Genomic DNA, 18360 nt, shown 5'->3' with positions numbered 1-18360 from the left:
ACTCAACCAATATTGTTGAGGGCTCAAGTTATAAGCTTGGGATTTGTCCTTGTCAATGGTTTAGTACTCAATCATTCTAGCGCCATGGAGGAGCTGAAAATGCCAACAGAGAAGATCAACACCGATAAAGCACGCGCCGACCTTTTGGATTTGCTGGGCGACGTGGCGTGCACCAACAACGCCCTGCGCCGTGCCGCCAGGCGCTTGGGGCAGCTGTATGACGAAGCGCTGGCGCCGATTGGCCTGAAGGCCACGCAGGTCGGCTTGCTGGGTGAAATCACGCGGTTGGCGGCGGTGGATGAGCAGGGTGGGCCGACGTTGCAGGAACTGGCCGGACGCCTGGCGATCCTGATGTCGGCGCTGACCCATGCCATGAAGCCGCTGGTGCGCGACGGGATTGTCGAGCTGCGCCCGGACGCCCTGGACAAGCGCACCAAACGTTGCGTACTCACACCCAAGGGCCAGGCGCTGTTCAGTGAGGCGCTGGTGTACTGGGCCTCAGCCAATAACCGGGTGGAGGACGTGTTGGGGCATGATTCGGCGGCGCAACTGCGGGGCATGGCGGATCATGTTGCCTCCGAAGAGTTTCTGGCGGACTACCACAGCCGGTCAGTCCCGGCATAAGCCAGATCCTTTCGTTATTAGACAGACGCCATTCGCCCATCCGATGCTGAGCCCCTCTCGATCAGGGGCTTTCCATGACCACTCCACGCCAACTGAAACTGGGTGCGTTCATGCGCCCGGTCAGCATCCACACCGGCGCCTGGCGCTATCCCGGCGCTTACCGCGACGCCAACTTCAACTTCACGCACCTCAAGCAGTTTGCGCAGACCCTGGAGAAGGCGCGTTTCGATGCCTTCTTCATGGCCGACCACCTGGCGCTGCTCAACATGCCCATCGAGGCGTTGAAGCGCAGCCACACGGCCACCTCATTTGAACCGTTCACCCTGTTGTCGGCCCTGAGCCAGGCCACCGAGCACATCGGCCTGGTGGCAACGGCCTCGACCACGTACGACGAACCGTTCCACATCGCCCGGCGCTTCGCGTCCCTGGACCATTTGAGCAACGGTCGCGCCGGCTGGAACATCGTCACCACTGCCAACCCGGATGCCGCGCAGAATTTTGGCCTGGAACAGGCCTACGCCCACGACGAACGCTACGCCCGGGCGCGGGAGTTCTACGATGTGGTGACCGGCCTCTGGGACAGTTGGGCCGATGACGCCTTCATCCGCGATGCCGACAGTGGCGTGTACTTCGACCCCGACAAGCTGCACACCCTCAATCACCAGGGCCGCTATCTCAACGTGCGCGGCCCGCTGCACATTGCCCGGCCGGTGCAGGGCTGGCCGGTGATCGTGCAGGCCGGTGCCTCGGAGCCCGGGCGGCAACTGGCGGCAGAAACCGCCGAGGTGATTTTTGTCGCGCCGGGCACGCTCGAGGAGGGGCGCAGGTTCTATGCCGATATCAAGTGCCGGATGCTGGCGGTGGGGCGGCATCCCGACCACCTGAAGATTCTGCCCGGGGCGTTTGTGGTGGTCGGCGATACACAGGAAGAGGCCCGCCGAATTCGTGCTCACCTCGACAGCCTGGTGCATTACGAAAGTGCGATTGCCTCGCTGTCGATAGCACTGGGTACCGACGCAACCCAGTTTGATCCTGACCACTACCTGCCGGCGATTCCCGAAACCAACGGAAGCCAAAGCTCCCGGGAGCGGGTGCTGGCGCTGGCTGATCGGGAGCAACTGACGGTGCGCCAACTGGCCCAGCGCCTCGGCGGGTATGCCGGCTTGTCGTTTGTCGGCACGGCCCACAGCATTGCCGATGAGATGCAGCAGTGGCTGGAGGAAGAGGGCAGCGATGGCTTCAACATCATGTTCCCGTGGCTGCCGGGCGGCCTCGATGATTTTGTCGCCAAGGTAGTGCCCGAGTTACAGGGGCGCGGGATCTTTCGACGGGAGTACGAAGGCTCTACCCTGCGGGAAAACCTCGGGTTGCCGCGACCGGCGAACCGATTTTTCGCCGGGTGACCGGGTATTTTTACCCTGGTTAGATCGTTTATTTCCTTCTGATTGGAGGCCATTCCCCAAACGCATATCCATCGCGCCGGTTCAGCCCCGATAACGGAGCTGTCCGGCGTGATCGCGTCATAGGGTCTGTTATCACGGAATTATCGGCTGCCTCGCTCCGATAAATCCCCATCCAGCATCTATTCTTGCTGCTGGGCCAGCGCCTTGCGCCGTTGTACGGCATCTCTAGAATCGGCCCCAGAACTTACTCATTTCCTGTCGATTACGGAGTTTCGAACATGATGAACGCCATGCAGATGCCAATGAACAACGCGATGCCTATGATGCCGATGATGGGCATGCCGATGATGATGGCCACCATGACCTGCAAGATGACCGACGAGGCCATGATGTGCACCATGAAGCCGGCCGCGGGCATGGACATGGCGATGTTCAAGAACAACGCCGAAATGATGGCGATGATGATGAACTGCGGCATGCCGATGATGATGCAGTGCGCCAACATGTCGATGATGTGCATGTCTGAAGACGGCATGGCGATGATGAACAGCATGTCTGCCATGAACATGCCGATGATGATGCCGATGGGCATGCCTATGCCGATGATGAAGTGCATCATGGAATGCAAGATGGAAGCAGACTGCATGACCTGCAAGATGATGCCGATGCCGGGCATGAGCATGGACATGATGAACAACTGCTGCATGCTGATGATGAAAATGATGAACGACTGCGCCATGCCGATGATGATGAGCTGCAACGGCATGCCGATGATGTGCTGCACCTGCTGATTCGTTTGGCGTGAAACCAGAAAGCCCCGGCGAGTGCTGGGGCTTTTTGCGTTTCAGTCCAGCCGTTCCGGGTAGGTGATCACCAGGAACGCCACCGCCTCACTGTCTGCGGGGTTTCGGTAGCGGTGGGGCTGGTCGGCGTAGAACAAAATCGAGTCACCGGTGGACAGCAGGTAGCGTTCTTCGTTGACGCTGACTTCCAGCACGCCCTGGGCCACCACCAGGTTTTCCTGGATGCCCGGCCCATGGCCCTCTGAAATCTCCTCGCCGAGGGCCTTCAGGCGTATCTCGTAGAACTCCGACTGGCGCGCCATATCGTAGGGAAACAGCGCGCGGCTGATAAAGGTGCCATCGGCACTCACCAGGCGTTTGCTCTGTTGCGCCGGCAGCAGTTCAACCCCTTCGAACGCACGGTTTTCCAGGAAGGCCGCCACCGACACTTTCAAACCCTTGGCAATCTTGCACAGCACTTTGATCGACGGCACGCTGCGCCCGGATTCAATCTGCGCGAGCATCGCCCGGCTCACGCCGCAGTTGCGTGCCAGGGCATCCAGCGACAGGTAGCGTTTACTGCGCAGGCGTTGCAGGTTATGGGCGACGCACTGGCCGATGGCGTCGTCGTCGCCGCTGTTGCAGTCTTTGGATTTGGAGGGGAGGTCGGGCACTTCGGGAATCGCATGCAGGAAATTCATCGCCTCACGCCCGGCGGGTATCGCTGGAGGAGGTGACTTGTGCGGTAAACACCGCGACCCCGGCCCGTGCCGCGTACATCGCCCACATCAACTCAGCCGCTGCGCGAGCCTGGCGGCGTTTGCGGTGGAGGGTGAAATCGATGACGGTGGCAGATGCTTGCATGACGTAAATCTCTGGGGACTCAATGGCCCTACAGTAATCCGTACTACTTATTTCCATAAATACTGAGTTTGCATTTGGTAATTCGATTTTGGACTTAACGCCGAATCACGGCTGTCCGTTCATTAGGGGTGACCCGGAGAGCCTCACCGGCATCCCACCACAGACCTTGCGCCGGACCAAGCCCGTCGCAAAAACGAATTCCAAGGATTTACCCCCATGCCCCCCGCGTTTCTGTTCCCCGCCCGAAAAGCCTGGCCCTTGCTCGGCTTTGGCGCTGCCCTGAGCTTCAGCCCGGTCTCCCAGGCCGACGACACGCTGCAACTGGCACCCGTCGAAGTCAGCAGCGCCGAACTCAGCGCCGATGAACTGGCTCAGGCTCAACTTAAAAGCGTGCCCGGCGCCACCAACTACATCGACATGGGCAGCGTCGACCAGGGGCGGGTGAGCACCAACGAGGACGTGTTCAAATACCAGGCTGGCGTGTACGCCAAGGCGGCGAACAACGAAGGGGTGAAACTTTCGATCCGTGGCTCGGGCATCAACCGTGGCCCGGGTGCCCACGCTTCCGGCCTGTACGAGACCTTCGACGGCCTGCCGCTGACCGGCCCGGGTGGCACGCCCTACGAGCTCAAGGACCCGTTGTGGCTCAGCCGCGTTGAAGTGCTGCGCGGCGCCAACGGGTTTGACCAGGGCGCCCTGGCCCTGGGCGGGGCGGTCAACTACGTGACCCATACCGGCTACGACGCCCCCACGTTGCAGGTGCGCTACGAAGCCGGCAGCCATGGCTACGGCCAGCGGGAAATCAGCTCGGGGCAGGTGCTGGGGGACGCCGACTACTACATCAGCCTTACCGACTCGCACTACGACGGCTTCCAGAACCACAGCGCCGGCAGCGGCAAAGGCATGGCGGCCAATTTTGGCTACCGCTTCAACCCCGACCTGGAAACCCGCTTCTACTTCCGCTACCGCGAAACCGACAACGATTCCCCCGGCAAGCTGACCCGCGACCAGATCAGCCACGATCCACGCGCCGCTGCCGCCCTCAACGTGGCGCGGGATTCGAAACGCACGCAGCCGGGCTCGACCTGGATCGCCAACAAAACCACCTTGCACCTGGACGACAACGCCCGGGTCGAGGTCGGGCTGGCGTATCACGATTACCCGATGGACCTGCGCGAGGGCACCAACCGCCTGAAGGTCGCGTACACCGACGTCAGTGGCACCGTGAATTACATCCGCCAGGACACGTTGTTCGGGCGCGACAGCAAGACCACCCTCGGCCTGCGCACCACCCAGGCGATGCCGAATAACGGTGGCTCGGAGTTCGTACGGATCCCGACCGGCAATACGGCTGGCTACGCGCCCGGCACCAAGACCCGCGACTACAGCTACCTGGGTTCCGACAGCGTGCTGCATATCGGCAATGACCTTGAGTTGGTGCCGGACCTTTGGCTGACCACCGGCCTGGCGGCGATCTACACCCGTCGTGAAACCGAAGTCAGCTACCCAGAGACCCACACACCGGTCAGCCAGCACGATTGGGATTACGCGCCACGGGTGGGCCTGCGTTATGACTTCAGCCCGCAACTGCAGGTGTACGGCAACCTGAGCCGTTCGGTTGAGCCGCCCCATGCGTGGTCGATGATCTGGGGTTCCAATCTGTATTTCCCCAAGGGCAGCGGCCCGGCGAGCGGCCTGCAACGTGAAGGCGTGAAACTGAAAAACCAGACCGCCACCACCCTGGAAGTCGGTGGGCGCGGTGAAGCGTGGTTCGGCCAGTGGGACCTGGCGCTGTACCGTTCCGAGGTGCGCCACGAACTGCTCAGCGTTGAAACCCAGGCCGCAACGTCCACCACGTCCGCAATCATCGCCGAATCCAACGCCAGCCCTACCGTGCACCAAGGCGTGGAACTGAGCCTGATCAGCCCGCTGTGGGAGGGTGGCCGCACCGGCCGGTTTGACTTGCGTCAGGCCTACACTTACAGCGACTTCCACTACCGCAACGACGACCGCTTCGGCGACAACACTTTGCCCGGCATCCCCAAGCACTACTACCAGGCGCAACTGCGCTACAGCCATCCGAGCGGTTTCTACACCAGCCTCAACGGCGAGCATTCATCGCGGGTGGCCGTGGACTACGCCAATTCCTACTACGCGGCGGCCTACACCCTACTCGGTGCGACGCTCGGGTATGACGCGCCGAAGCACGACTGGCAAGCCTGGGTCGACCTGCGCAACCTGACCAACCGGCGCTACGCGAATACGGTCACGCCGGGTTATGACGACAAAGGGATGGACGTGGCGCGGTCGACGCCGGGGGATGGCATGGGCGTGTACACCGGCGTTTCCTGGAGCTGGCGTTAAAGCAGGGCCTCGATTTGCGCCTGCTCCCAGGCACTCAGCAAGCTGACCGGATCGGTGCCGAAACGCTGCCAGTTCTCGGGGCTGCCGGTCCTGCCGTCGGGGGATTCGCAGGAGAGACAGCGGCGAAGTACGCCATCGTGCGCCAGCAGGGTGATCTGCCAGCCATCGGCGCGAAGCAGTGTCCCCTCGATCTCGATCGGGGACGCTGCAACCTGCACGGTGCGGGTGCCAAGGGCGATGTCCTTGAGCAACTGGTAAGCCTCCCGCGCAGAGACGGTCGAGGTGGATGGAGTCATGAAAATGAGCCTTTTTCGGGGGCGTGCAGTGTCGCGTTCCCGAGAGGGTGTTTCAAGTTCAGGGCCCCCGTCACGAGCCGGTTTTTTTTGCTTTTAGTGCTAGTTTTTTTGTAACAATTACCTGTATAAGATAAAGCCTGCTCCACTGAAAGATACTTTTTCAGGAGTAGTTAGTTCCTTGCGCCACCGGCGTGGGTACTTAAGCGGGTACGCACATGGAATGTCGCTGTACGCGCAAACACAGTTATCCAACTGTCAGCAATCAACTTGATAGTGTTGTCATTTCATCACGAAGTGGCTTTCGCACTGCCGGGATCAATTGCGCCCGTTTTATCGCTTTAAACTTAATTAATCGGTTGTAAATGGAGTATTACCATGCAAAGGAAAGCACTGTTCAAATACGTCGCGTTGTTGTGGGTGCCGCTGATGGCGGGCTGTATCAGCACCCAGCCTTCACGGGTGCCGGAGCGCGCCATCCAGGCGCCCGTGGAGCAGGCCGCCGCAGTCGATAACTGCTCCCAGGGCTGCCCTTCCGGCGGTGGGCCGCTGACGTTGAATCGCCAGGCCTACACCCTCAATAACAATGCCTCGACCAAGTTCGCCAACTGGGTGGCCTACCGGATTACCAAGTCCACGCCAGCCAGCGGAAAACCGCGCAATTGGCAGACCGATCCGGACATTCCTGCGGGCGAAACCCTTGACCCGGTTGACTATAATGGCGCCAACGTGGCGTTGAAGGTCGATCGCGGGCACCAGGCAAACCTCGCGTCGATGGCCGGCGTCGCCGACTGGCAGACCCTCAATTATCTGTCCAACATCACTCCGCAAAAGTCCGATCTGAACCAGGGACCGTGGGCACGCCTGGAGGATCAGGAGCGCAACCTGAGCCAGGACGCCGCAGTGGATGAAGTGTATGTGATGACCGGCCCGCTGTATGAGAAATTCATCGGCAGCTTGCCGGGGACTAATAAGGTCCACACGATTCCGAGCGGGTACTGGAAGATTGTTTCCGTGGGCAAGTCGCCGCAAGACGGACTTTATGCCTCGTTCATCATGAATCAGGAAACACCCAAGGGCGCCAACTTCTGTGACTATCGCGCAACGGTCGAACAGATTGAACAACGTTCCGGGCTGACATTCTGGAGCGCGTTGCCGCAAGCGGTGCAAACTGCACTTAAGTCAAAGCAGGGGCAACTGCCTCAGAGGATTGGCTGCAAGTAAGCGCCATGTTCTAAACGTTAGTCGTTAGTTATCATTCACCCATTAAGTTGGCAGGCACGGGAGTGCCTGCCAACTAAGGATTCTTTTAACCAAGTAAGGTATTAACAGCCCGTTATCGTCTACCCGCATCCGGCTCGCTGCACCTCACACACGGTGGCTTCGGTCGCCGGGCCTCTTGCTCCCCCTTCGTTTTACTGTCATCGTTCGCGCAATTGGTAATCTTTCTTGTTTGAGAAATTTTTGCGCATGCATGACTTTCCTGTAGCTGAGGGCGATACAGCCCGTCGCCAGCAGACCATCGCCACCCTCTACAGCGACCACCATTCCTGGTTGCACGGTTGGCTGCGCAAGAAACTTGGCTGTTCGCAACATGCGGCAGACCTGGCCCACGACGCTTTTATCCGCATTCTGCTGCTGGCCGAACCCCACACCATCAAGGAACCTCGGGCGTTTCTGGCAACGACGGCGGGGCGCCTGATGATTGATGGCGCGCGGCGGCGGCGGATCGAAAAGGCCTACATGGAAGCCCTGGCGATTCAGAGTGAAGACGCCGGCATGCCCGACCCGGCGGCGATTCATGTGGCGCTCCAGGCTCTGGAGCGCATCGCCGAGATGCTCACCGGCTTGCCCGCCAAGGCCCGCGAAGCCTTCTTGCTCAGCCGTCTCGACGGGCTGACCTACAGCGAAATCGCCGCACAACTGCAGGTGTCACCCAGCACTGTGAAGAACTACATTTCCAGCGCGCTGGTGCACTGCTATCACACCCTGCACGGGGCGGACCCGCTGTCGTGAGTTCCGAGCAGATCATCAGTGAAGCCGCCCGCTGGCTGACGTTGTTGCACGACGACCCCGTGACCGAGGCCGACCGCGCGGCCTTCGAGCGTTGGCGCCAGGCCGACCCACGGCATGCCGTCGCCATCGAGCGTATGCGCAGCCTGTGGGGCAGCCTCGACGAACTGCCCGCCGCGCCGGCGCGCATGGCCCTGAACCGTGCATTTGCACCGCAGAAAACCAGGTTTGCCGCCCGTGGCACCCAGGCCGTCGCGCTGCTGGGTGTGTTGTTGTGCGGCTGGGCCGGCTTTGAGCGGATGCCGGTGTGGATGGCCGACCAGCGCACCAGCGTGGGGGAGCGGCGCCAGGTGGCATTGACGGACGGTAGTCAGGTGCAACTCAACAGCAACTCGGCGCTGGACGTGAAGTTTGATGGCCATCAACGGGTGATCGACCTGTTGCAGGGCGAGATGTGGGTCGAGGTGGCCAAGGACGCGCAACGGCCGTTCGTGGTGCACACCGACCAGGGCACGGCCACGGCGTTGGGCACGCGATTCCTGGTGCGCAAGGCCGAAGACGGATCGACCGTGGTCACCGTGATCGAGTCCACCGTGGCCGTCAAAGGCAACCGTGCAGGCGAGGTGAAAGTGCCGGCGGGGCAGACGTCCACGCTCCGTGACGGACAGGCCGGCGAGCCGCACGCCATCGGCAATGCCGACCCGGATGCCTGGACCCGCGGCCTGCTCAAGGTCGATGACCAACCCCTGAGCGAGGTGCTGCAAACCCTCGCCGGTTACCGCCATGGCCTGGTGCGCTTTGACCCGCAGGCCCTGCAAGGGCTGCGCGTGTCGGGGGTATTCAAGCTCGACGACACCGGCGCAGCGCTGGCGTCACTGGCGGATAACCTGCCAATCAAGGTGGAGTACTTCACCGATTTGGTGGTGGTGATCAAGCCGCTGTAAAAAATCTGAATAAAAACCGCTCTCATTCATACCCGATTTTCCGACATGACCGTCATGACTAATAGAACCCCCATTTCCCAGGACTTCTCATGTCGCGCCTTGCTCGTCCCTTACCGCCACTGGCCCTTTCAGTGGCGATGGCATTTGCCGCCGTACCCCTGCTGACCCCTCAAGCGTCCTACGCGGCGCAAAGCGCTGCGTTCTCCATTCCCGCCGGCGACCTGAGCCGGGCCCTCAACAGCCTCGCCGAACAGGCAGGCCTGGTGTTGGCGTTTGATTCCAGCCTGACCCGTGGCAAGCACAGCAATGGCCTGAACGGGCAGTACAGCACCGATGCCGCCCTGGCCCAATTGTTGGCCGGCAGCGGCTTGCAAGCCCTGAAGATTGCCGACAACCGCTACCGCCTCGAAGCCATCCCGCCCAGCGATGGCGCCATGGAATTGCAGGCCACCACCATCAGCGGCGCCTATCAATCGGAAAGCCCCACCGGCCCGGTGTCCGGCTACGTGGCCACCCGCAGCCTGTCGGGCACCAAGACCGACACCGCGCTGATCGAAACCCCGCAGTCGATCTCGGTGGTCACCAAAGACCAGATGCGCGCGCAGAACGCCGAAAGCCTCAACCAGATTTTGCGCTACAGCGCCGCCGTGATTCCGGAAACCCGTGGCTCCACCGCCTCGCGCCTCGACCAGTTGACCATCCGTGGCTTCGCCCCGGCCACCTACCTCGACGGCCTGCGCATGCCCTCGAGCCGGGACGCCTTGCCGCAAAAAGACGCCTTTGACCTGGAGCGTGTCGAAGTGCTGCGCGGGCCGGCGTCGGTGCTGTACGGGCAGGGCACGCCCAGCGGTGTGATCAACATGGTCAGCAAGCGCCCCCTGGACACACCGTTCCATGAGGTCGGCGTGGAGTACGGCACCTTCAACAAGAAGCGCACCACCTTCGACTTGAGTGGCCCGCTGGACGATCAAGGCGTGTATTCCTACCGCGTCGCCGGCTTGTTCGACGATGCCGACGGGCAGATCGACCACACCGAAACCCGTCGCCAGTCCCTGTCCACCGCCTTCACCTGGCGCCCGGACGACAACACCTCGCTGACCTTGCTCGGGCATTTCCAGAAGGACCCCAAGGGCGCGTCCTACGGTTCGATGCCGGCCTGGGGCTCGGTGCTGCACAGCCCGACCGGGCGCAAGATCGACGTGGATTTCTACGACGGCGAGAAAAGCTTCGAGAAGAGTGACCGCGAGTATTACTCCATCGGCTACGCCTTCGAACATCACTTCAACGATGTCTGGACCGTGCGCCAGAACGCCCGGTACCTGCGCAGCGAAGGGCAGTACCGCAGCCTCTACAGCAACTACCTGGAGAGCGATTACCGCACCATTCGGCGCTCGACCACTGCCAGTGACGTGAACATCGACGCCTACGCCCTCGACAACCAGTTGCAGGCCAAATTCGACACCGGGCCGTTGCAGCACACCGTGCTGATGGGCGCCGATTACCAGAACACCAGCACCGACACCAAGTCGGGCAGCGGCGTGTACACCGCCGGGCCTACGCTGGATATTTTCGACCCGGTCTACGGTGCGGCAGTGCCGGTGCCGGCCTACACCAGCGACGCCACCTCGCGCAGTGAGCAAACCGGCGTGTACCTGCAGGAACAGATGAAGTGGGACAAATGGGTGTTGTTGATGGGCGGGCGCTATGACTGGGCTACCACCGACAACAGCACGCTGGCCATGACCACCCAGAAAAAGACCAAGTCGTCCCAGGACAGCAAAGCCTTCACCGGCCGCCTGGGCCTGGTCTACCTGTTCGATAACGGCCTGGCGCCGTATGTCAGCTATTCGGAATCCTTCCAGCCGCAATCCGGCACGGGCTATGGCGGTTCGACGTTCCAGCCTACCGAAGGCAAACAGACGGAAATCGGCATCAAGTACCAGCCGCCGGGCAGCAACAGCTTCATCACGGCGGCCATTTTCGACCTGCGCCAGACCAACGTGCCGACACTGGACCCGGACGCTTCCCACCTGTGCAACGGCTCGCGCTGCCAGGTGCAGGACGGTGAAGTGCAGTCCCGTGGCTTCGAACTGGAAGGCAAGGCCAGCCTGAACGACAACCTGGACATTACCGCGGCCTATGCCTACCTGGATAACCGCATCAGCAAATCCAACAACACCGTGCGTTATGCGCCCATCAGCGACATCGGCGTCGGCCCGGCCATCGCGGCCGAAGGCACCACCACCTACGCCGTACCGCGCCATACCGCCTCGGCCTGGGCGGACTACACCCTCCACGACGGCACGCTGAAAGGCTTCGGTGTCGGCGCGGGTGCGCGGTATGTCGGTTCGTCGTGGGGCGATACCGCCAACACCCTGAAAGTGCCGGGCTACACCTTGTTTGATGCGGCGGTGCACTACGACATTCCGCACATCAACCGCCAGGGTGACAACCTGCGCCTGGCGGTGAACGCCACCAACCTGGCGAACAAAGAGTACGTCGCGTCCTGCTATTCCTACTCGTGGTGCTGGTATGGCTCACAGCGCACCGTGCAGGCGAGTGCCACGTATCAGTGGTAAATAAAAAAGGCCTTGGCGAAAGGATTCGGGAGCAGCAGCGCCAAGGCCAAAAAACAGAGCGTTCGCCGATCAGGCCATGAGCGTATCCAGGATGCGTTTCCCAAGGGCCTCGGCGACGGCCTCGGATTCGATATTGGCAAAGCCCAGCAGCAGGCCGGGGCCGGTCTGCCCTTGAATATTCCAGTCGCTCAAGGCTTCTGCATAAATCCCGGCCTGCGCCAGGCGCGCCACGCACAGGCGGTCTGACTGTTGCGCGTTCAGGCGCAGGATCAGGTGCATTCCGCCCGGTTGGGCATCAATCGAAATATGCGCGCCCAAAGCCTTGCGCAGGCCCCTGGCGGTGGCTTCCCGACGCTCACCGTAGAGTTTGCGCATACGCTGGATATGCCGTGCAAAATGCCCTTCGGCCATAAACGTCGTGACGATCGCCTGGGTCAATTCCGGGCAGCCGCCGAGGAAGGTCTGGCTGACGTGTTCGAAGCGTTCCACCTGCGCCGCCGGCACCACCAGATAAGCGAGGCGGATACCGGGAAACAACACCTTGCTGAATGTCCCGGCGTAAAGCACCCGGCCGTCGCGGTCCAGGCTCTTGAGGGCCGGCAGCGGGCGGCTCACGTAGCGGTATTCGCCGTCGTAGTCGTCCTCGATGATCCAGGCCTGCTGGCGGCTGGCCCAATCCAGCAGTTCCAGGCGCCGGGGCAACGACAGCGAGACGCACAACGGGCTTTGATGGGCCGGCGTGACCACCACGGCGCGGGCGCCTTTGCCCGGTTGCACGGCCTGGGACACCTGCATGCCGTCCTGGTCCACCGGTACCGGTATGGCGTGGATATTCAGGTAATCCAGCAATGGTCGGGTGAACAGGTAGCCCGGGTCTTCCACCAGCACCCGGTCGCCCGGTTCCAGCAGCGCATGGGCGATCAGGCCCAGGGTGTTGCGGTAGCCCGAGGTGACGAAGACTTGCGCAGGCGAGCAATGGATACCCCGGGCGACCTGCAGGTAGCTGGCAATCGCCGTGCGCAGGGAGTTCAGGCCGTAGACGCAGGGGTTGGCCATGTCTGCGACCTGGGTGGCACGCACGCAGCGGGCGGCGATTTTCGACCAGATCTTGCGCGGGAACGCATCGAGTGCCGGCAGGCCCATTTGAAACGGCAGCACGGCGGCCTTTTGCCTCACGGCGTTGTGATCGCTGGCGGTGGCGGGGCGCTCCGGCAGGCTGGACTTGATCCCTTCCGCCACCACGGTGCCGGCCTGGCCACGGGCCTGGATATAGCCTTCGGCTGCCAGCAGCGAATACGCCGTGTCGATGGTGCCCCGGGCCAGACCCAGCTCCTTGGCCAGGGCCCGGGCCGCTGGTATGCGTTCCCCCGGCTTGAGCAGACCGTCGGCAATCGCGCTGCGGAACCGCCAGTAAAGTTGCCGGTAGATCGGCTCGGCAGAGCCGGCGTCCAGCGGTGAAAAGGCCTTGATCGAAGTGCTCATCCGGCGGCGGGTCCTGTTCAGGTGGCGAAGTAGTCGTGCAGCGCCTGGTCGGTCTGGAGGCGGGTCTGGGCCAGGGTTTCCGGGCGTGAAGCGGTGCCTTCGACGGTGAAGAAGGTCACGTCATGCAGGCCGATCATGCCCAGGATGGTTTTCAGGTACGGCGTCAGGAAGTCCGGCTGGTGCGCACGCTCCCCGGAAAATCGCCCGCCCGAGGCCACGGCGACGAACACGGGCCGGTCCTGCAACAAGCCAACCTTGCCCTGGGCCGAGATATCGAAAGTGCGGCGCACCCGCGCAATGTGATCGAGCCATAGCTTGAGGGCTGCGGGCACCGAGTAGTTATGCATGGGGGTGGCAATCACCACGATATCGGCCAGTTCCACTTCGCGAACAAACTGCTCGGACTGGGCCATCGAACCCTCTGATGAGACATCCACCGGCGACTGCTGGGACGTTGCATAAGGCTCGTCCAGCGGCGCCAGGGCATTGCCGGCGATAAGGCGCCGGGTCACCTCGGCAGCCGGGTGCCGCTGGCGCAGGCATTCAATGATCTTGTGGGAGAGCGCGGTGCTCTCCGACGCTTGCCCGCGAGGGCTGGCACTGACATGCAGAATATTCATGGGGCGGTGCTTCCTGGATGGATGGCCCTCAGTCTACGAACCTCATGACCCAGGCCAAAGGGCCAAGAATCAAGATTCAGAGTAGGCCATGCCGGCGCATTCATGGCCTGGTGTTCAATCCAGATCATGGATCTTTTGGAGTAGGCCATGGCGCCGCAAGATGGCGGCTTCATCCCACTGCTACAGGATTTCACCATGACAACGCGTCTCGACTACTCCAAAGCTTCCCCTGAAGGTTACAAAGCGTTCGGCGGGGTTTACGTCTACCTGCAGAACAGTGGCCTGTCCAAGGAACTGATCGACCTGGTCTACCTGCGGGTTTCCCAGGTCAACGGCTGCGCCTTTTGCATCGACATGCACTCGCGGGACCTGCTCAAGCAAGGCCTGGCCGTGGACAAGCTGGTGCTGGTGCCGGTGTGGCACGACGCTGGCGCTGTCTTCACCCAGCGTGAGCGCGTGGCGCTGGCCTTTGCCGAAGCCGTTACCGCCAGTGATGTGTCCGACGCGGACTACGCGGCGGCCGCCGCCGAGTTCAGTGACAAAGAGCTGGCTGATCTTACCTACGGCATCGCCTTGATGAATGCCTTCAACCGGCTGGGCATCACCTTCCGCACCACGCCAGCGGCTGCCGCCAAGGCCTAAGTCGAAGCGGATTCGCGGTGGCGAGGCGGCTGGGCCCCTCGCCACACACCCAATGAGTTTCCTGAGGGTTCACCCCATGGCATGGCTACTCCTCGGCTTGGCCGGCATCCTTGAAATCGCCTTCGCGTTCGCGATGAAGGCCTCGGATGGCTTCACCCGATTCACCCCCGGACTGCTCACCGTGGTGACTGGCGTTTCCAGCGTGATCCTGCTGTCGATGTCGCTGCGCACCCTTCCAGTGGGCAGCGCCTATGCGGTCTGGACGGGAATCGGCGCCGCCGGCACTGCGATCCTCGGCATGACGTTGCTGGGCGATTCCACCGCGCCGTTGCGGGTGCTGTGCATCGTGCTGATCCTGGCAGGTGTGATCGGCCTCAAGCTGGTCTCGGCCAATTAGTGCCGGTATGAGCAGGTATTTATCAGAGATGGCCTTTTAACATTGCGGCTCACTCTTTATCATCCGCCCCAGCACTCCGGCCATGGAGACGCTCCATTCACTAAGGAAGTCGTAATGCACATTGGAAAAATGCTGGGGTTGGCCCTGATCACGTTGTCGATGAGCGGCTGCGCCAGTTTCACGAAGGACGAAGTAGCACCGGTCACGCTGCCGTCGAAAGCCAGCTACGCCAACAAACCTAACGTCTACGTAGACTTCAAGTTCTACCAGGGCGAGCCGACCAACGCCGCCGCCGCCGAGGTTCCGCAAGCGCGGGAAATGCTCAAGCCTCAGCTGCAGAAAGTCTTGACCGACTCCGGCCTGTTTGGTCGCGTTACCCTGGATGAATTCCAGAAGCAGCCGGGCGATTACAACCTGCGCCTGAAGGTCTACAACCATCCACCGGGTGGCGGCCAACTGGCCCTGGCGTTTATCAGCGGCTTTACCTTCACCATCATCCCGGCGCTGGGGACTGATCAGTACACCATGAAGCTGGAGTCGGTGGACGCACAAGGCCAGACGCTCAGCACCGGCACCAACCATGACGCGATCAATACCTGGATGGGTATCTGGTTTATCCCGCTGATGGCCAACACGCCAAAAGACGCAGTGACCGACACCTTTACCCGCCAGGTCAATGCCTTGCTCAAGCAAATGGTCGACGGTAATAACCTGAAGTACTCGGCACTGGATGCCGGCGTGCCACGGGCGTGACACGTTGCAAGCAATAAGCTGAAACAGCAGCGAGGGCAGGGTGACCGGCCCTCGCTGCCCAGGCCTTACTTCAGCGCCTGAATAAACAGCGGGTCGCTGTACAGCGACTTGAGCAAATCCCGCACCATCGGGTTGTAGGCATTGGCAGCATTCGGGATCGCAATGAACCCGAAGAACGAACTGGACCAGGTGTGATTCACTTCCTTGGTCGCGTCGTACACCACGTCAGTCCCCTTGAGCAGCGTAAACCGTGCGGCCAGCGTGCCGTTGCCGGAGCCCATGCCTGCCGTCAGCGAATTCTTCACCACCAACACTTGCAGATGACGTTCGGCTTGCGGGTTCAGCAGGCCTGCCAATTGCAGTTCCTGAGTAATCGCAGCCTGGATATGCGCCGGGATACTGCCGCTGGGTGAGCGGATTGGATTGGCACGTACCGTCAGCGAACCTTCGCCCGAAGCAGCAGTGACTTGGGCATTGCTGACGGGTTGCAGCGGGGCTTTTTGCTTGAGGATCTGGACGTTGTCGAAGTTCGGCTCGTATTGCGTCATGGTGACGCCGCAACCTTGCAACAGCAGCGCGAGCAATGGGGTCAACAGTAGAAGCTTTTTCACGGCGTTTCCTTGCGTGAGTGTGGGAGAGCGCCGCGATTATCGTCAGGCAATGGCCGGTCGGCAACAAATAGTGGCAAAAGGCCTTAAAACTTGCGTAGGCGCTTGACCCGGTGCCCTGCCGGAAAAATCATCGAGAAGGCAATTTGCTGGCCCCTTTGTAACAAAATCCTCGCCAAAATCACTTTTATTTTCAGGTGGTTAGGCGGGATGCAAATGCGCAAGGTTGGAATCATGCTGATCGCCTGTTCCCTGGCGGGTGGGGCAGTTTCGGTTCAGGCACGGGAGCTGCGGGACAACGACAAATACATGTGCAGCTGGGGCGCGGGCACGGCGGCCCGGGCGCAGGAATTGAAGCTGTCGGGGGTGTCGCTGTATGCCGCGCGCCAGAAACTGAAGACCTACCAGTTCAAGAAACCCTGGATGCACATGATGGCCATGGGCATCACCGAGCAGACCTACGACAGCCGCTCGCGGGTCAAGCCCGAGGTGATTCGCCAGAGTTTTTATCAGGATTGTGTGCGCTACAAGCTGGCGCGCAAGTAACCCCTACTTGTCCAGCAGCGGCTGGAGCCGTGAGAACGACTGGTCGTACGTCGGCTCCCACGGAAAGCGCCCTTGCTTGTCCGGCCAGACCATTTGCAGCGCGGGGAAATCCGCCTGGACCGAACCGTAGAACCAGCCGGCATAACCGAGGTATTCGCGGTAGTGCTGGCGGGCGACAGGAATGAACGCGATGCGCATGCCTTCGGCAATATCGTCATAGGGCGTGTAGGTTTCATAGGCGGCTTTCGCGCCGGCAAAGCGGATCGCGGTGATGTTCAGCAACTGCTGTGCAATCTGCGGTGGCAGCCCGAATACGATGATTTCCGGCTGGCCGAAATTTGCGTAGAACCCCAGCGAGTAGGCAAACGACGGCTCCCCGTCTTCGGCACGCACATGTACATGATGCCAGCCGATTTTCTTGATATCCGCCAATAGCTGCTCGTCGTACTCCGAATCTGCCTTGGGCCACTGGAATCCCGGGAGCGGGGCGTTGGCCGACGTGTTCATCGAGAACAATGAGGCGGCGAAGAGGGCGACGGCGCGAATGATGTTCATCAGAGTCCTTTCTGCGGGATCGTTGGGTGAAAGCGCGATGAGGCTAGCAGCGTTGGGTTCGGTCGGCAAAGTGATCGATGCACCGCTCAGTGCAAAATCTGCGTAAGGCTGTCCAACTTCGCCCTGGCGCCAGTGCGCATACTGGCCCCAGGTAAACGAAGAGGCACCTGCCATGACCCGCTACGTCATCACTCCCAACGAAATCCCGTCCCTCGCCATCCAGGACGACGACGCTCGCTTCCCGCTGCGCCGGGTGTTCTGTGTGGGGCGCAACTACGGCGAACATACCCGTGAAATGGGCCACGACCCCGACCGCGAGCCGCCGTTCTTTTTCATGAAACCGGCCGATGCCGTGGTGCCCGCCGAGGGCGTGATCGCCTATCCACCGCTGACCGCCGACCTGCACCATGAAGTCGAGTTGGTGGTGGCCATCGGCAAGGGCGGGGTGGACATTGCCCCGGAAGATGCCCTCGCGCATGTCTGGGGTTACGGCTTGGGCATCGACCTGACCCGCCGCGACCTCCAGGCCCAGGCGAAAAAACAGTCGCGTCCCTGGGAATGGGCCAAGGCCTTCGATGAGTCGGCACCTTGCACGGCGTTGCAGCCGGTGAGCGCCGTCGGCCACCCGGGAACTGGGCGAATCTGGCTGAAGGTCAATGGTGAACAACGCCAGGTGGGCGACCTGGCGGACCAGATCTGGTCGGTGGCCGAGGTGATCAGCCATGCGTCAAAATCCGTGGCGCTGAAGGCTGGCGACCTGATCTTCACCGGTACTCCGGCGGGCGTCGGCACCTTGCAACCGGGGGATGTCGTGACCGCCGGAATCGACGGCCTGGCCGAGCTGGGCTTCACCCTCGGCCAGGGTTGACGCTACAGTGGTGCCCAGGCTTC

General features: G+C 61.6%; 20 protein-coding genes. 12 read left to right on the top strand and 8 right to left on the bottom strand.

Going from position 1 to position 18360, the window contains the following annotated elements; genetic code table 11:
* Positions 1 to 99: 99 nt before the first annotated feature.
* Positions 100 to 624 (top strand): MarR family winged helix-turn-helix transcriptional regulator, encoded by a 525-nt coding sequence (locus tag MUM_RS0118360; protein WP_010172425.1) that lies wholly within the window; start codon positions 100 to 102, stop codon positions 622 to 624.
* A 74-nt stretch (positions 625 to 698) separates the two neighbouring features.
* A complete protein-coding gene (locus MUM_RS0118355) occupies positions 699 to 2027 on the top strand; it encodes an LLM class flavin-dependent oxidoreductase (RefSeq protein ID WP_010172423.1) in 1329 nt (442 codons plus the stop codon).
* A gap of 262 nt (positions 2028 to 2289) precedes the next feature.
* On the opposite strand, the gene MUM_RS1000000134620 is transcribed toward MUM_RS0118355, so the two are convergent.
* From MUM_RS1000000134620 to MUM_RS1000000134615, 3 genes are read right to left on the bottom strand one after another with little or no spacing between them, the layout of a single operon-like run.
* Positions 2290 to 2811: a hypothetical protein gene (locus MUM_RS1000000134620; protein WP_010172421.1), complete on the bottom strand. Its 522-nt coding sequence runs from the start codon at positions 2809 to 2811 to the stop codon at positions 2290 to 2292.
* 60 nt (positions 2812 to 2871) lie between these two features.
* Complete coding sequence (locus MUM_RS0118345) at positions 2872 to 3510, bottom strand: helix-turn-helix domain-containing protein (protein WP_010172420.1); 639 nt, start codon at positions 3508 to 3510, stop codon at positions 2872 to 2874.
* Between the two features lie 4 nt (positions 3511 to 3514).
* A complete protein-coding gene (locus MUM_RS1000000134615; protein WP_177325004.1) occupies positions 3515 to 3673 on the bottom strand; it encodes a hypothetical protein in 159 nt (52 codons plus the stop codon).
* A 216-nt stretch (positions 3674 to 3889) separates the two neighbouring features.
* Between MUM_RS1000000134615 and MUM_RS0118335 the strand changes: the two genes are divergently transcribed.
* Positions 3890 to 6037 (top strand): TonB-dependent receptor family protein, encoded by a 2148-nt coding sequence (locus MUM_RS0118335; protein ID WP_010172416.1) that lies wholly within the window; start codon positions 3890 to 3892, stop codon positions 6035 to 6037.
* Here MUM_RS0118335 and MUM_RS0118330 read toward each other — a convergent pair.
* Positions 6034 to 6333 carry a DUF7693 family protein gene (locus MUM_RS0118330; RefSeq protein ID WP_029615986.1) on the bottom strand — a complete coding sequence of 100 codons (300 nt, stop codon included), beginning with the start codon at positions 6331 to 6333 and terminating at the stop codon, positions 6034 to 6036. The genes MUM_RS0118335 and MUM_RS0118330 overlap by 4 nt on opposite strands.
* A gap of 375 nt (positions 6334 to 6708) precedes the next feature.
* Here MUM_RS0118330 and MUM_RS0118325 point away from each other — a divergent pair, with 375 nt between their 5' ends.
* From MUM_RS0118325 to MUM_RS0118310, 4 genes are all read left to right on the top strand, one after another.
* Positions 6709 to 7554, top strand: coding sequence for a DNA/RNA non-specific endonuclease (locus MUM_RS0118325; protein WP_010172413.1), 846 nt, complete (start codon positions 6709 to 6711; stop codon positions 7552 to 7554).
* 246 nt (positions 7555 to 7800) lie between these two features.
* On the top strand, positions 7801 to 8346 hold the full coding sequence (locus tag MUM_RS0118320) for a sigma-70 family RNA polymerase sigma factor (RefSeq protein WP_010172411.1): 546 nt from the start codon (positions 7801 to 7803) through the stop codon (positions 8344 to 8346).
* Entirely contained in the window at positions 8343 to 9287 is a 945-nt protein-coding gene (locus tag MUM_RS0118315) for a FecR family protein (protein WP_010172409.1), read from the top strand. The genes MUM_RS0118320 and MUM_RS0118315 overlap by 4 nt, the downstream gene beginning before the upstream one ends.
* A gap of 89 nt (positions 9288 to 9376) precedes the next feature.
* Positions 9377 to 11866 carry a TonB-dependent siderophore receptor gene (locus tag MUM_RS0118310; protein WP_029615985.1) on the top strand — a complete coding sequence of 830 codons (2490 nt, stop codon included), beginning with the start codon at positions 9377 to 9379 and terminating at the stop codon, positions 11864 to 11866.
* Between the two features lie 69 nt (positions 11867 to 11935).
* On the opposite strand, the gene pdxR is transcribed toward MUM_RS0118310, so the two are convergent.
* Both pdxR and MUM_RS0118300 read right to left on the bottom strand, forming a co-directional pair.
* Complete coding sequence (pdxR, locus tag MUM_RS0118305; RefSeq protein WP_010172405.1) at positions 11936 to 13348, bottom strand: MocR-like pyridoxine biosynthesis transcription factor PdxR; 1413 nt, start codon at positions 13346 to 13348, stop codon at positions 11936 to 11938.
* A 17-nt stretch (positions 13349 to 13365) separates the two neighbouring features.
* Complete coding sequence (locus MUM_RS0118300; RefSeq protein WP_010172403.1) at positions 13366 to 13968, bottom strand: FMN-dependent NADH-azoreductase; 603 nt, start codon at positions 13966 to 13968, stop codon at positions 13366 to 13368.
* A gap of 195 nt (positions 13969 to 14163) precedes the next feature.
* On the opposite strand from MUM_RS0118300, the gene MUM_RS0118295 reads away from it, so the two are divergent.
* From MUM_RS0118295 to MUM_RS0118285, 3 genes are all read left to right on the top strand, one after another.
* The gene (locus tag MUM_RS0118295; protein WP_029615984.1) at positions 14164 to 14610 is read left to right on the top strand and encodes a carboxymuconolactone decarboxylase family protein; all 447 of its coding nucleotides are present in this window, start codon (positions 14164 to 14166) and stop codon (positions 14608 to 14610) included.
* Between the two features lie 76 nt (positions 14611 to 14686).
* The gene (locus MUM_RS0118290; RefSeq protein WP_010172399.1) at positions 14687 to 15007 is read left to right on the top strand and encodes a DMT family transporter; all 321 of its coding nucleotides are present in this window, start codon (positions 14687 to 14689) and stop codon (positions 15005 to 15007) included.
* A gap of 114 nt (positions 15008 to 15121) precedes the next feature.
* Positions 15122 to 15760, top strand: coding sequence for a hypothetical protein (locus MUM_RS0118285; RefSeq protein WP_010172397.1), 639 nt, complete (start codon positions 15122 to 15124; stop codon positions 15758 to 15760).
* Between the two features lie 65 nt (positions 15761 to 15825).
* Here the strand turns inward: MUM_RS0118285 and MUM_RS0118280 are convergent, their stop codons facing one another.
* The gene (locus MUM_RS0118280) at positions 15826 to 16371 is read right to left on the bottom strand and encodes a hypothetical protein (protein ID WP_010172395.1); all 546 of its coding nucleotides are present in this window, start codon (positions 16369 to 16371) and stop codon (positions 15826 to 15828) included.
* Positions 16372 to 16584: 213 nt separating this feature from the next.
* Here MUM_RS0118280 and MUM_RS0118275 point away from each other — a divergent pair, with 213 nt between their 5' ends.
* Entirely contained in the window at positions 16585 to 16914 is a 330-nt protein-coding gene (locus MUM_RS0118275; protein WP_029615983.1) for a hypothetical protein, read from the top strand.
* 3 nt (positions 16915 to 16917) lie between these two features.
* Here the strand turns inward: MUM_RS0118275 and MUM_RS0118270 are convergent, their stop codons facing one another.
* Positions 16918 to 17469: a DUF4262 domain-containing protein gene (locus MUM_RS0118270; protein ID WP_010172391.1), complete on the bottom strand. Its 552-nt coding sequence runs from the start codon at positions 17467 to 17469 to the stop codon at positions 16918 to 16920.
* Between the two features lie 172 nt (positions 17470 to 17641).
* On the opposite strand from MUM_RS0118270, the gene MUM_RS0118265 reads away from it, so the two are divergent.
* Entirely contained in the window at positions 17642 to 18337 is a 696-nt protein-coding gene (locus MUM_RS0118265; protein WP_010172389.1) for a fumarylacetoacetate hydrolase family protein, read from the top strand.
* The last annotated feature ends 23 nt before the right edge of the window (positions 18338 to 18360 follow it).

It is taken from the genome of Pseudomonas sp. PAMC 25886, from assembly GCF_000242655.1.
Classification (GTDB): Bacteria; Pseudomonadota; Gammaproteobacteria; order Pseudomonadales; family Pseudomonadaceae; genus Aquipseudomonas.
This window is presented reverse-complemented; position numbering and strand designations above follow the sequence as displayed.

What these genes read in the sequence shown, in the direction of transcription:
- MUM_RS0118360 (WP_010172425.1), top strand. Translation starts at nt 100, where the DNA reads ATGCCAACAGAGAAGATCAACACCGATAAAGCACGCGCCGACCTTTTG.
- MUM_RS0118355 (WP_010172423.1), top strand. Translation starts at nt 699, where the DNA reads ATGACCACTCCACGCCAACTGAAACTGGGTGCGTTCATGCGCCCGGTC.
- MUM_RS0118345 (WP_010172420.1), bottom strand. Translation starts at nt 3,510, where the DNA reads ATGAATTTCCTGCATGCGATTCCCGAAGTGCCCGACCTCCCCTCCAAA.
- MUM_RS1000000134615 (WP_177325004.1), bottom strand. Translation starts at nt 3,673, where the DNA reads ATGCAAGCATCTGCCACCGTCATCGATTTCACCCTCCACCGCAAACGC.
- MUM_RS0118335 (WP_010172416.1), top strand. Translation starts at nt 3,890, where the DNA reads ATGCCCCCCGCGTTTCTGTTCCCCGCCCGAAAAGCCTGGCCCTTGCTC.
- MUM_RS0118330 (WP_029615986.1), bottom strand. Translation starts at nt 6,333, where the DNA reads ATGACTCCATCCACCTCGACCGTCTCTGCGCGGGAGGCTTACCAGTTG.
- MUM_RS0118325 (WP_010172413.1), top strand. Translation starts at nt 6,709, where the DNA reads ATGCAAAGGAAAGCACTGTTCAAATACGTCGCGTTGTTGTGGGTGCCG.
- MUM_RS0118320 (WP_010172411.1), top strand. Translation starts at nt 7,801, where the DNA reads ATGCATGACTTTCCTGTAGCTGAGGGCGATACAGCCCGTCGCCAGCAG.
- MUM_RS0118310 (WP_029615985.1), top strand. Translation starts at nt 9,377, where the DNA reads ATGTCGCGCCTTGCTCGTCCCTTACCGCCACTGGCCCTTTCAGTGGCG.
- pdxR (WP_010172405.1), bottom strand. Translation starts at nt 13,348, where the DNA reads ATGAGCACTTCGATCAAGGCCTTTTCACCGCTGGACGCCGGCTCTGCC.
- MUM_RS0118300 (WP_010172403.1), bottom strand. Translation starts at nt 13,968, where the DNA reads ATGAATATTCTGCATGTCAGTGCCAGCCCTCGCGGGCAAGCGTCGGAG.
- MUM_RS0118295 (WP_029615984.1), top strand. Translation starts at nt 14,164, where the DNA reads ATGACAACGCGTCTCGACTACTCCAAAGCTTCCCCTGAAGGTTACAAA.
- MUM_RS0118290 (WP_010172399.1), top strand. Translation starts at nt 14,687, where the DNA reads ATGGCATGGCTACTCCTCGGCTTGGCCGGCATCCTTGAAATCGCCTTC.
- MUM_RS0118285 (WP_010172397.1), top strand. Translation starts at nt 15,122, where the DNA reads ATGCACATTGGAAAAATGCTGGGGTTGGCCCTGATCACGTTGTCGATG.
- MUM_RS0118275 (WP_029615983.1), top strand. Translation starts at nt 16,585, where the DNA reads ATGCGCAAGGTTGGAATCATGCTGATCGCCTGTTCCCTGGCGGGTGGG.
- MUM_RS0118270 (WP_010172391.1), bottom strand. Translation starts at nt 17,469, where the DNA reads ATGAACATCATTCGCGCCGTCGCCCTCTTCGCCGCCTCATTGTTCTCG.
- MUM_RS0118265 (WP_010172389.1), top strand. Translation starts at nt 17,642, where the DNA reads ATGACCCGCTACGTCATCACTCCCAACGAAATCCCGTCCCTCGCCATC.